9 protein-coding genes are annotated in these 11,799 nt (G+C 44.0%); 2 read left to right on the forward strand and 7 right to left on the reverse strand.

Annotation, left to right across the window (positions count from 1 at the left end):
• Positions 1-66 precede the first annotated feature (66 nt).
• The gene (locus NYE58_RS35285; RefSeq protein WP_076276341.1) at positions 67-1,254 is read right to left on the reverse strand and encodes an MFS transporter; all 1,188 of its coding nucleotides are present in this window, start codon (positions 1,252-1,254) and stop codon (positions 67-69) included.
• Positions 1,255-1,548: 294 nt separating this feature from the next.
• On the opposite strand from NYE58_RS35285, the gene NYE58_RS35290 reads away from it, so the two are divergent.
• Complete coding sequence (locus NYE58_RS35290) at positions 1,549-2,130, forward strand: TetR/AcrR family transcriptional regulator (RefSeq protein WP_341004149.1); 582 nt, start codon at positions 1,549-1,551, stop codon at positions 2,128-2,130.
• Between the two features lie 81 nt (positions 2,131-2,211).
• Positions 2,212-2,931 carry a DUF4386 domain-containing protein gene (locus NYE58_RS35295; RefSeq protein ID WP_341004150.1) on the forward strand — a complete coding sequence of 240 codons (720 nt, stop codon included), beginning with the start codon at positions 2,212-2,214 and terminating at the stop codon, positions 2,929-2,931.
• Between the two features lie 8 nt (positions 2,932-2,939).
• Here NYE58_RS35295 and NYE58_RS35300 read toward each other — a convergent pair whose 3' ends face one another.
• The 6 genes from NYE58_RS35300 to NYE58_RS35325 form a co-directional block, all read right to left on the reverse strand.
• Positions 2,940-3,524: a Crp/Fnr family transcriptional regulator gene (locus tag NYE58_RS35300; protein WP_341004151.1), complete on the reverse strand. Its 585-nt coding sequence runs from the start codon at positions 3,522-3,524 to the stop codon at positions 2,940-2,942.
• A gap of 14 nt (positions 3,525-3,538) precedes the next feature.
• Complete coding sequence (helD, locus tag NYE58_RS35305; protein ID WP_341004153.1) at positions 3,539-5,965, reverse strand: RNA polymerase recycling motor HelD; 2,427 nt, start codon at positions 5,963-5,965, stop codon at positions 3,539-3,541.
• A gap of 569 nt (positions 5,966-6,534) precedes the next feature.
• Positions 6,535-8,121: an ABC transporter substrate-binding protein gene (locus NYE58_RS35310; protein ID WP_076276301.1), complete on the reverse strand. Its 1,587-nt coding sequence runs from the start codon at positions 8,119-8,121 to the stop codon at positions 6,535-6,537.
• 54 nt (positions 8,122-8,175) lie between these two features.
• Entirely contained in the window at positions 8,176-9,057 is an 882-nt protein-coding gene (locus tag NYE58_RS35315; protein ID WP_076124225.1) for a carbohydrate ABC transporter permease, read from the reverse strand.
• A gap of 40 nt (positions 9,058-9,097) precedes the next feature.
• Positions 9,098-10,018: an ABC transporter permease gene (locus tag NYE58_RS35320; RefSeq protein ID WP_076132837.1), complete on the reverse strand. Its 921-nt coding sequence runs from the start codon at positions 10,016-10,018 to the stop codon at positions 9,098-9,100.
• A gap of 196 nt (positions 10,019-10,214) precedes the next feature.
• Positions 10,215-11,795: a response regulator gene (locus NYE58_RS35325; RefSeq protein WP_305954098.1), complete on the reverse strand. Its 1,581-nt coding sequence runs from the start codon at positions 11,793-11,795 to the stop codon at positions 10,215-10,217.
• Between the last annotated feature and the right edge of the window lie 4 nt (positions 11,796-11,799).

The following is an 11,799-nucleotide window of genomic DNA, read 5'->3' on the forward strand; positions in this document are numbered from 1 at the left end:
CTCCCAAACCTGTTTTAAATAACATGCCCGGAAAGCGGAACCTCCACCCTTATTGACTTGCCCCGATTATTTCCAAGCAGGGCGCCGTTGCAACGCGGCATTCGTAGCACGCAAGGTTAAAGCCCAAAATAAAATAGCCACAGCACTAACAGAAGCCCCGAGCCAACATACCCCGTTCCAGCCATAGTGAGAATATATTTGAGTGGAAGCAATCGATCCGGTAGCACTTCCAATGGAGTAAAAAACCATATACCCTGCGGTGAGCCGACTACGTGCCTCCATGCGCAAGGTAAGTATTATACTTTGATTGGTGACATGCACCGCCTGCACTGCCAAATCAAGCAGAACAATACCAATGACCAATGCCAACAGCGACTGCTCCGTAAAACTGATAAACCACCATGAAATCAACAATAGAAGTAAAGCTATGCCTGTCGTTCTCTGTCCATGACCCTGATCCGCTAGCTTTCCCGCCCGTGCAGCAGCTAATGCTCCCACAATTCCCGCCAGACCCAATGCCCCAATTGCAGTATGTGAAAGTGATAACGGCGGAGCACTAAGAGGCAAGACCACAGAAGTCCACAGAATACTGAAAGCAGTAAAAATCAGCAAAGCCAGAATAGCGCGGATACGCAATACTCTCTCTTGTACAAACAACATAAACACTGAGCTAAGCAGCTGAGCGTATGACAGTGTTTTTACCTCACGTTTCACATTTGGCAACACCCTAAATAATGTACACACCATACAAAGCATTAAAGCAGCAGAAAAAAGGTATACGGAACGCCAACCTGCAAGATCTGTAAGTATTCCTGAAATGGATCGCGCAAGAAGTATTCCAATCACAATTCCACTTGTGACCATGCCTACGACTCGCCCGCGTTCGGCAGGGGCAGCCATTGTCGCCGCGAACGCAACAAGCGTCTGCGTTACAACAGCGAGTAGTCCCACTGAGGCCATACCTACGAATAGTACCGTGCTGGAAGAGGCAGTACCCACGATAATCAAAGCCACCACAGATAATAACATCTGGCCGATAATCAGGCGGCGCTGATTCAGTAAATCTCCTAGTGGCACGAGTAGTAACAGCCCCACTGCATAAAAAATCTGCGTGATAGTAATAAGAATACCAATGGTTGAATAATCAATACCAAATTCTTTCGACAAATGATCAAGCAACGGTTGAGCAAAGTAGATGTTTGCAACCGACATCCCGCAGACAACGGCAAACAAAAGTGTCATATACCGAGGCATCGAGGAAGCATGAATAGAATCAGATGGCGTATGCGTCTCTTGTGACGAAAGCTTCTCTTTAGTCCCCTGCATTTTGGAAACACCCTTTCTCTGTTAAATTTAAATCGCAAACAAATTTCATACTGATCAGTATGTTATTATGCTCAGTAAATTTATCTTACAAAATGGTGTGTGTCAACATAAATATTTGATGCTACCGACTTTGATTTGACAATATAGACGACTAGTTCTAGTATTATAAAATACTGTTCGGTAATAAATCATTGAAATCAAATAAAACGAGGGGTGTTAATAATGGCTCGAACCCGCGAATTTGACGAGGAAAAAGCATTAGAATCAGCTATGGAGCTATTTTGGGAGAAGGGATATGAGGCTACTTCATTAAGCGATTTAACTTTCAGAATGGGCATTCAACGCCCCAGTATATACTCAGCTTTTGGAGACAAAAAAGAATTATTCGAAGCTGCGCTACGTAAATACACGATGTCCCATGCTTCCCGTGTCCGAGCCCAACTTCAAAGCAATCCATCCGCGAAAAAAGCCTTTCGTAGTTTTTTTGAAGATGTGGTGGCGGAGGAGTATGCAGGCAGTGTGAACCGAGGATGTTTTTGCATCAATACAATGGTCGAGCTGGCACCTCATGATGAGAAGTTCGAGATTCTTACAAGAGAACACCAAATGTATCTATCGGTTATATTTCAAGAAACTGTTGAACGCGGTATACAATCAGGTGAGCTTAAGGGTGGTGTAAATGCGAAGGCCTTGGCACAAGCACTAATCGTATCGCTAATAGGGCTTACTGTACTCTTGAAATCCCGCCCGGAGCGATCCTTTGTTGATAACGCAATAACAGTGATACTTACTTCGCTTGATTAAATTCAGAGTCTTGATTTAAGTCAATGCCCGACATAGTACTCCTAATTACAATGAAATAAAAGTCCTTTAGGAGGCTATCTTATGGCTATCTCAGAAAAAGACCTAACGAATCAGCGTAAGTCCGCTTTAACAGCTGGAATATCACTGATCGTCATGACCCTCGCCTCATTTTTTTCATATGGCTTTGTCCATGGGACTCTTGTTGTGCAAGGCGATGCCAGTGCCACATTTATTAACATCGTATCTTCCAACAACCTTTTCAAAGGGGAAATCTTGGGCTGGATCATCATTATGATTACTGACATTCTGGTCGCCTGGGCGTTTTATGTGTTTCTAGAACCCGTCAACCAAAATCTTTCATTACTCGGCGCATGGCTCCGTCTAACCTATTCCGCTATATTGGCAATCTCTATATTAACCTTGATATTTGTGCTGCTGCTCACGGGAAACACAAATGGCTTTTCCTCATTAACAATCGAACAAACTCAAGCATTTATGATGTTATTTCTGGATGCATTTCAATTCATTTGGTCTATGGGGCTGGTCGTTTTTGGCGGGCATTTGTTAATAGTGGGCTATGTGGCTTTAAAATCCGATGTCATTCCTGAAGTAATCAGCATCTTGCTGCTGCTTGCTTCAATAGGCTATATTATCATTCATCTAAGCAAAATGTTTCTCCCACAATATGAGGCGGTCATTACAACACTTAATTTTATTTTTACTATTCCTATGATTGTAGGAGAACTAGGCTTTGGGATATGGCTACTGCTTAGAGGTGGAAAAATCCCCAAAAGTGTATAACGATTTTGCTATTCATCACCGGAATGAACCCGCTTCTTAATTCTACTTAATGACTCTGGCGTAATCCCCAAATAACTGGCTAATTGATGTTGGGGGACACGGGTAAGTAAATGAGGTCTTTTTTGTAACAAGGCTTTGTAACGTTCTTCAGGATTGGAAGCAATAAAGGAAGTCAACTCATCCTGAACCTCACCCAAGTTTTCCTCTACCATTTTGCGTATCATGGTTTCCAGCTGAGCGTGTTTATGGAGCATATCCTGTTCCGCAATAAGATCACCAACCACCAATATGCTGTCTTCTAGGCAGGTTAAGGTGTACGCTGAGGGTCTACTCTCCTGATGCCGATTAAAAATCGAAACCGCTTGCTCTTCCGTATAAAAATTAGATGTGACTTCTTTGCCCGATTCATCTATCGAGGACTGCCTCACACATCCCTTTAACACAAAAAAACATTTTGAGGGAACGTCTCCTTGTCTAAGGAGTACCGTTCCCTTCTTGTATTCCTCAATAGGAATACCTTCAACAATATCCTGCTGTTCCACTTCGTTAAGAGATGTAAATTTACTCATAAACTTATACAATATGCTTCTCATTTATCTCTCCAATCTCATTGCACAACCTCATATAAAGATACCTCTAACGGCTGAATAAAGTGTGACCACTCACCTGTTGTGTACAGCAGAAGCCGATGCATCGCACGCGTACAGGCTGTATAAAAAAGCTTGCGTTCGCTTTCCCGATCATACGTCTGTGTGGAAGCATCATAAATCAGTACGGCGTCGAATTCAACCCCTTTCGCGAGATAAGCGGGAATTACTAAAATGCCCTTCTCAAAAGTGAGCGTCTCCTTCGTAATGAGCCGCAGAGCTTCGCATCCTTGTGACTTTAATTCTTCATAGGCCGCACGGCTTTCAGCTGCAGTCTTGGTAATCACGGCAATAGAGTCAAGCCCTTCAGCCATCAGCGCCGCGAGATCTTCTTTAATTCTTTTCGCCCGCTCTACATCGCTACTAGCGTTCACTAGGAACGGCTTCTTACCCTCTCTTTCAAAAGGTACGATCTCCTCATTAGGCAGCAACGCCTTCGTAAACTCCACAATCTGACGAGTTGAACGATAACTTCGAATTAGACGGATCAGGCACGTTTCATCTTCACCATAAAGCCGGATCAAAGGTGAATCCACCTCGTGCAAATTCGTTGCTTGAGGGAAAATCGCTTGGCCGAAATCGCCGAGCACAGTCATGCGCGCGCGGGGAAACAGCTGTTTGAGAAACGCGTATTGAAACGGCGAATAATCCTGGCCTTCATCGATAAACAGATGCCGAACTTCTGTGTTCATACGAGTACCCTCGACAAGTTCTTTTAAATACAGGAATGGAGTGGCATCCTCGCAAAAGAGTTCATCGCGGCTCAGCTTTTCCTTCGTTTGCTTACAGATTTCCTGCCACTGAGCAGGCACCTCAGTCTCGTTCGCCATTTGCCGATAACTGGCATCGGCACTAAACAACTGATCGTATAACCCAATCGTATCTATGAACTTAAACCGTTTGACATCGCGTCTCAGCGGTGTAAAGTGCTCCTTCACAATCATGCGGCGCAGCAGTTCTTCTTCCTGCAGACCAAAGTCAAAAACATTCTCTTCCCCTTGATCCTGATTAGGAAAATCCCCATAGTTCTCAAGATACTGAGTCGTAAAATCAAAGACGGCTTCCTCCCGCCGATACTTCTTAAGTATCTCACTGTAGGCTTCGGCATACTGATCGGTATCGAGGTAATCGAGTTCATCTTGAACCCAGAATGCCTCCTGTTCCTGACGCTCCAGCGAAGCCAACTGACGCAGTAGCCATTCACGCAATAAAACGATGCGGTTAGCCAAACGGATGGAGCTATCATAGCTGTAAAATTGCGATTTCATCTGCTCCGCAGTAATCAACTCGCGGTCCCGAAAACGGATACTATGAAACAACATCCCTTCCTTCCCTAACCACAACGCATAGTTTTGCAAAGCATGCAGAAAGGCTTCTGAAGCTTTATACTGCATTCCAGTTAGCCGTGCTTCATACTCTGGAGAAGCTTTGGACGTCAGTACATATTCAATCTGCTCGAACGGGTCCTCTAGACGAAGCGTAGATCCAAGCCAATAATCAATATACTCCTGAAAGGTTGTTTGCTGCATATTCTCCTCGCCAAGCTCGGGAAGCACCGTAGATACATAACTGTTAAACATCGGATTAGGCGAAAAAAGAACAATCTGATCCGCTTTGAGCCTATCGCGGTGTTTATATAGCAAATAGGCTACCCGTTGCAGCGCTGCGGATGTTTTTCCGCTGCCCGCCGCCCCCTGCACAATGAGCATACGGCTACTATCGTTGCGGATAATAGCGTTCTGTTCCTTCTGAATAGTCGCCACGATGCTCTTCATTTGTGAATCCGCACCCTTACCAAGCACCTGCTGAAGTAATTCATCACCGATCGTTAAGCTCGTATCGAACACGTTCTGAAGCTGACCCTGACGGATCTGGTATTGCCGCTTCAGCATCATCGTTCCTGAGATTTGTCCTCCCGGTGTATCGTAAGTGGCGGGGCCTGGCGAATGGTCATAATACATACTTGCAATAGGTGTCCGCCAGTCATATACCAGAAAGTTTACACCTTCTGCATCGATGAAAGACGCCACCCCGATATAGATTTGCTCACTGGAGTTCAACCCATCTTCTTGAAAGTCCATTCGTCCAAAATAGGGTGACGGCAGCAGCCGTTTCATGTTTTTATAACGCAGCAGCCGTTGGCGGTGGCTACGTTCCCGTTCAGACAACAACGCTTCTTGCTGTTTTATACTGTAAAAGGTCTCCTCGAAATCCTCATGTGTGCTCGTATTGACCGTAACTTCCTCCCAAAACTGCTTGCGGATGTCCGTCACCTGTTCACGTAATCCTGTCACTTCCGGTTCCAGCTCGCCAATCTTTGATTGCAATTCTTCCATGACCGAATCTAGCCGTTTCTGTTCTCCCTGCCAATCTTTTTCGTTTAACATTTTTACTAACACGCTCCTTTTCAAGGTTGTTATCAAGAAGCAAAAATACAAATTTGACAAACTGCCAATCCCCGTGGTATTATTAATGTATAAATAAGATATAATAAATCTGTCTAAAATACGCAGATTAACAGTGGTCTTCTCATAATATCACGTTATTTCATTGCGCGCAAATTATATATTAAGAAGAACCGGCAGCTCATGCCGGTTCTTCTTTTTTATTCCTTTCTGCAAAGAGTAGCCGTTCTCCCTAAGTATCCATTTCCCTAGCAAAAGGGTTGCTGCCTTTTGTTTCTGGTCTGCCTAACGGACCGAGGTGACTTTATTTACTGATTTTCAGCCTTTAAAGCAGACTTTCGGACTCCAGTGCAGCTATTCTTTATCCTGAGCCTCATTCTAGGCGTGTTTTAGGCTAATAGCGACTGTGGAGTCCGTTAGTATTCCAAAAGTGCGATAAAGCTGCCATTAGGGTCAACTGTGTCCGATAGCGGGTTCAACCGCGGATGACCAATTAAACAGGGAGACCTAACAGCCATTTGATGACTGTTAGGTCTCCCTTATTCCGTAGCTTATTTGTTTGCCAAGAAAGCATCGATTTGAGTTTGCAGTTCGGTTTGGATTTTATCAATGCCCGCGGATTTCAGTTGCTTGTTCAGATCTTCAAGACCTTTGTCGATATCTTTGATTACGCCGTATTCGAGCGGAATCGCATAACGGAGCATTACGTTACCAACGTTGGCAATTTCCGTTTTCACTTTGCTGTTATCGAATACGAAGGTTTCAAGCGCGTAGTGATAGACATTTGCTTCCCAGCCTTTAGCCAGATCGTTTGCTTCTTGCGGGAATGCTTCATTGTCACGGTTAAGTGGCGAGTTGAAGTTCCAGTTAGAGAAGCCAGTATAGTTCGGATTCTTTTCAAGGGCTTTATATTTGTCATCGCCAACCGCTTCGTAATGTACACCGCTAAGGCCGTACATCATTAGGTCGTGCAGTTCTTTATCATTTTGCATCAGATCGAGGAACATCAAGGAACGTTCCACATTTCTGGAAGTAGCGTGGATCGAAGTACCGTTTTGGGTGGAAATCGCCACTGATTTCTTCTTGCCTTGGTTGATGTCAGCCAATGCTACTTCATAAGGGGAATTCTCTTGGCGCATCAAAGCCATAAGTGCTCCAAGTGTTCCGTTGTTGTGCGTAATCGATGCTGTTTTGCCTGCTTTAAAATCGGCCTGATGATCATTTTTACTGTTTAGAACGTTTTTTGACCATGCATTGTTATCAGCGAGATCTTTGTAATATACGAGTAGATCTTTAAACTCTTGCGTTTCATATACGTTAAATACTTGCCCTTTTTCATCCGTCAATTTGAAAGCAAACGGAAGGTCGAGATCAAACATATTCCATTCGTTTTGTTGCTTCAGCAATACACGGTCCAAATTATGATATTTCCAGTCTCCTGTTTCCGGGGTGAACGGTGTAATTCCTTTTTCGTTTTGTGCTATGGTTTTCAAGTAAGTGGCATACGCTTCTGGGCTGTTGATCTCCGGAAGATTGTATTTCTTACGCAAATCCTCGCGGTACAAAATCAGTTTTTCAACGGATTCCCCTCTGTTTTGCGGAACCATATACAGTTTGCCGTTTACCTTAGCTTGATCCCAGCTCACATCAGACATAGCTGCTAAAGTCTGCGGCATATATTGGGTAAGCAGCTCATCGGTCAATTCCAGGAATCCGCCTTTCAGCGCCTGGTCATTGTAACCAGCCCAGTTTGCCGAATAGATGAGGTCAAAATCCTCATTAGCTGCCAGCTTCAGCGGATATTTTTGCGCCCAGTCCGACCAATCCAGGAACTCGCCCTCTACAGTAGCATTGATTTTTTCTTTCAGCTTTTTATTAATCTCAGCAAAAACGCTATCATAGTCTATCGGTTTAGGGCCAACAAAAATCATTTTCAGCTTCACTTCTTTAGAGGTATCAAGGGTGTCTGAGGTAGTTGCAGGTTCTGAGGTGTTCGTAGTGTCGCTTCCTCCCTCTGACGCATTATTTGTAGCCTGTGCAGACGTATTAGCATTGTTATTGCCACCACCACATGCACTTAGAATCATTACGAAGGTTAAAACGAGCGCTAGCATCATCAATCTATTTCTCTTCAGCATCTCAAGCCTTCCCCCTTGTGTTTAATTATATTGATAAACCGAGTTTCCCCGGGTTCATCCTTTCACAGCACCAATCGTCAAACCTTGGACAAAATACCTCTGCACGAATGGATAAGCCAGCAAAATCGGGCCAGTGGCCACAACTGTCATCGCCATTTTCAAGCTCTCGGTTGGGATCGATGTCGTTACGACTGCCCCTGCACCCATCATCGCTTTGCGCATGCCATCCATATTGCCTAGCATTTTATACAAATAATATTGGAGCGGCATCAAGTTTTCATTCGATACAAACAGCAATGCATTGTACCAGTCATTCCAGTAGGCCAGCGCTAGAAACAAGCCAATGGTAGCTAACGCCGGCTTGGACAGCGGCAGGATTAGACGAGCATAGATCTTAAAGTCTCCTGCGCCGTCAATTTTTGCTGATTCTACAATCGCTTCCGGAATGCTTCCCATAAAAGACTTCATAACAATGATATAAAAGACATTGAGCATCATCGGAACCACTAAGGCCATCAGCGTATCCTTCATATGAAGGTAGTTGACCATAAGCAGATACCACGGAACCAAACCGCCGCTAAACAAAGTCGTAAAGAAAAAGAAAAATGAAAATTTATTGCGCCACTTAAAATCTTTTCGGGATAGCGCATAAGCAGTCATCGAAGTCAGAAACAAGCCAAGCACCGTGCCGAGTATAGTAACTCCTATTGTCACTATATAGGCTTGAATCATCTGTTCGGGATACTTAAACAAAATGCTGTAGGCCTCAGTTGAGAAGGCAGTCGGTATAAATTGATAACCATCCGTTAGGATTTTGGATTCTTCCGTAAAGGATGAAGATACGACAAGTATAAAAGGAAAAATACATAAAACTGAGAGAAAAATCAGGGATACATAACCAATACCTGAAAATATTTTACGATCAAGCTGCTTCATATCGTTACCTCCATTATGAAAGACTTAACTCCTGATACGATTAGAACAGAGCGCGGTCTTTGTCGTATTTACGGACAGCATAGTTCACTGACATGATCGTCGCGAAGCCAAGAACGGACTGGAAAACACCAGCTGCAGCTGACATGCCGATATCATTCGAAGTAATCAGTGACCTAAATACGAAAGTGTCGATAACGTCTGTCGAGGAGAACAACAAGCCGTTGTTGCCGATCATGTTATAGAACATCCCGAAATCACCACGGAAAATGTTCCCGACTGCCAGCAGCACCAGAATAATAATCGTTGGATACAAATTCGGAATGGTTACTTTCATAATTCGCTGAAAAATATTAGCCCCATCGATTTCGGCTGCTTCATACATTTCTGTATCTATCCCCGTAATCGCGGCCAAGTACATCACCGTTCCGTATCCAAGACTTTTCCAGGCAGAAACAAGAACCAGAATATACGGCCAATAGGAAGGTGTATTATAAATATCGACAGGCTGGAGTCCGATACCTCTGAGCAAAGCATTCACGGTGCCAATATCATAATTGAGCAGGTTATAAGCAATCGCTCCGACAACGACCCATGAGATAAAGTAAGGCAGGAACAACGCCGATTGTGTGATTTTGCGGAACCATTTACCACCGACCTCAAACAACATAATCGCTGCAAAAATTTGCAAACTGTTATTGACGACGATAAACGCAATGTTATATAGTGCTGTATTTCGTGTTACCCGCCAAGCATCACCTGATTCAAAGAAAAAGCGGAAGTTGTCGAGCCCGTTCCAGGCACTTCCAAAAATACCGCCCGCATAATCGTAATGCTTGAAGGCAATAATAATGCCCGCCATCGGGACATAGGCAAACAGAAGGAAAAAAGCAACCGCCGGAGCCAGCATCAGCAAGAGAACCCTATAATTCTTTAAATCGCTCCAAAATGTATGCCCTTTCATCTTTGCACCCCTCTCTTCTCTATATCTCTTATTATAAAAGGGCGAAGGCGCCTAGATAATTCAGCGAAACAACTAAACATAATACTAATTCAACGATTCGACAAAAAAAGGTTAGCCGGCAGACCAAAAACACCCGGCAGCGATTCTCCAATAACCGAAAAATCATCGCCGGGTTTTCATTTTCACCGCTTTTTTGTTAGATTTTATTTTTCTTCCGGTACTCTCCGGGCGACATGCCCATGCATTGCTTGAACTGTCTGTTGAAATAAATAATATTTTTATATCCGGCTTGTTCCGCAATCTCATACACTTTCTTAGTCGGATCTTCGAGCAGCTCACATACCCGTTTCATCCGTAATTCACTTAAAAAATCGCTGAATAAACTGTTGGTTTCAACCTTGAATAAATGACCGAGATAGTTAGGCGTAAAATCGAAATGGGCGGCCACTTCGTTCAGCGTTATTTTTTGATCTAATCTTTCTTTCACATATTCCGTGATTTCATCAATTAACTTCCGCTTTTGCCTTTGCCGTTTCAAATAAAGCAGCTCCGACAACTCAAAAAATCTTCTTCTCAGCCAAGAGAGAATATCATGCACCGTTTCAAACTGAAACAGCACAAAGGGATGATGTGAATCCCAATTCAAAATCTCGTATAGATGCTCGTTCATTTGCTGCAGATCGGCATGAAGCTTGGAGGTAATTCGAATAATGATATCGTAGATGTCATTTTTCTGGGAGAGCGGACTGTCCCCGGCAAACAGCTGCAGCAAACAATCATCAATGGTGGTAAGGTCGTAATCAAGCATCGCTTTAAGCATCCGGTCCACTATAACCTCTAAATCTGAGGCGATCTTTTCCTTCGGGCTCCATTCCGAGGCATCTTGGATGATTCTATTTTTCCCAACAATCCATTTAATACTTAAAGCAGCCTGAGCCTGCCGATAGGAATCATGCAGCTTACCCAGTTCTGTTGTGTACATCCCTCTTCCAATCGTAATTGAACAGGAAAACTCCTGATAGAATGACCGAATGAGCTCTTCCATCAAAGCGGTAAAATATTGTTCCTGAACCGCAGCAAGGATCACAAAATGATAGTCATAGGTTGTGATGACCATGCCTAAATTTTGATCTTGCGCGAACTTCCGGATAAAATGATTGGCTGTGCTGCTCCATAAACTCCGCTCTTCTTCCGTCCAAGTTTGGATTTTCCGTGCCATATCGTCAATCTCGACGATGGCAACCGCCGACGCGCCTTGTAAGTAAGACGTAAGAACGTTGTGAATATGCGTCTCCACCTGCCCCGGGGCAGTCTCATTAAACCAGCGCAGCAGCAGCTCCTGATTCACAAGCGTCAGTGTTTCCGATAAGGAAATATGCTGCTTCCTCTCCTTCTCAATCTTGGCGCAGAGTTCAGTCAGTGTCTTATTTAACTCTTCATCATCGACGGGTTTAAGCAAATAACCGGAGGCATTTAATTGAATGGCCTCTTTGGCATAGTTGAAATCCTGATGTCCGCTAATAAAAAGCAGATGGACCTCAGGGTTAATCTCCTTCGCTTTCCGGGCAAATTCCACGCCCGACATAATCGGCATGCGGATATCGGAGAGAATGATGTCAATGCGGTGCTGCTCCATCATTTTTAAAGCGGAAAAACCGCTAGTTGCCGTTCTCACGCTATGCAAAGGCAAATGATCACTGCCCGCCACCCGCCGTCTAAGCCATTCCAAATCGATCACTTCATCATCCACCAGCAGAACGTTGATCTCCATCGCCATACTA

It is taken from the genome of Paenibacillus sp. FSL L8-0708 (genome assembly GCF_038009325.1).
Lineage (GTDB): Bacteria > Bacillota > Bacilli > Paenibacillales > Paenibacillaceae > Paenibacillus_AQ > Paenibacillus_AQ odorifer.

What these genes read in the sequence shown, in the direction of transcription:
- NYE58_RS35285 (WP_076276341.1), bottom strand. Translation starts at nt 1,254, where the DNA reads ATGCCTCGGTATATGACACTTTTGTTTGCCGTTGTCTGCGGGATGTCG.
- NYE58_RS35290 (WP_341004149.1), top strand. Translation starts at nt 1,549, where the DNA reads ATGGCTCGAACCCGCGAATTTGACGAGGAAAAAGCATTAGAATCAGCT.
- NYE58_RS35295 (WP_341004150.1), top strand. Translation starts at nt 2,212, where the DNA reads ATGGCTATCTCAGAAAAAGACCTAACGAATCAGCGTAAGTCCGCTTTA.
- NYE58_RS35300 (WP_341004151.1), bottom strand. Translation starts at nt 3,524, where the DNA reads ATGAGAAGCATATTGTATAAGTTTATGAGTAAATTTACATCTCTTAAC.
- helD (WP_341004153.1), bottom strand. Translation starts at nt 5,965, where the DNA reads ATGTTAAACGAAAAAGATTGGCAGGGAGAACAGAAACGGCTAGATTCG.
- NYE58_RS35310 (WP_076276301.1), bottom strand. Translation starts at nt 8,121, where the DNA reads ATGCTGAAGAGAAATAGATTGATGATGCTAGCGCTCGTTTTAACCTTC.
- NYE58_RS35315 (WP_076124225.1), bottom strand. Translation starts at nt 9,057, where the DNA reads ATGAAGCAGCTTGATCGTAAAATATTTTCAGGTATTGGTTATGTATCC.
- NYE58_RS35320 (WP_076132837.1), bottom strand. Translation starts at nt 10,018, where the DNA reads ATGAAAGGGCATACATTTTGGAGCGATTTAAAGAATTATAGGGTTCTC.
- NYE58_RS35325 (WP_305954098.1), bottom strand. Translation starts at nt 11,795, where the DNA reads ATGGCGATGGAGATCAACGTTCTGCTGGTGGATGATGAAGTGATCGAT.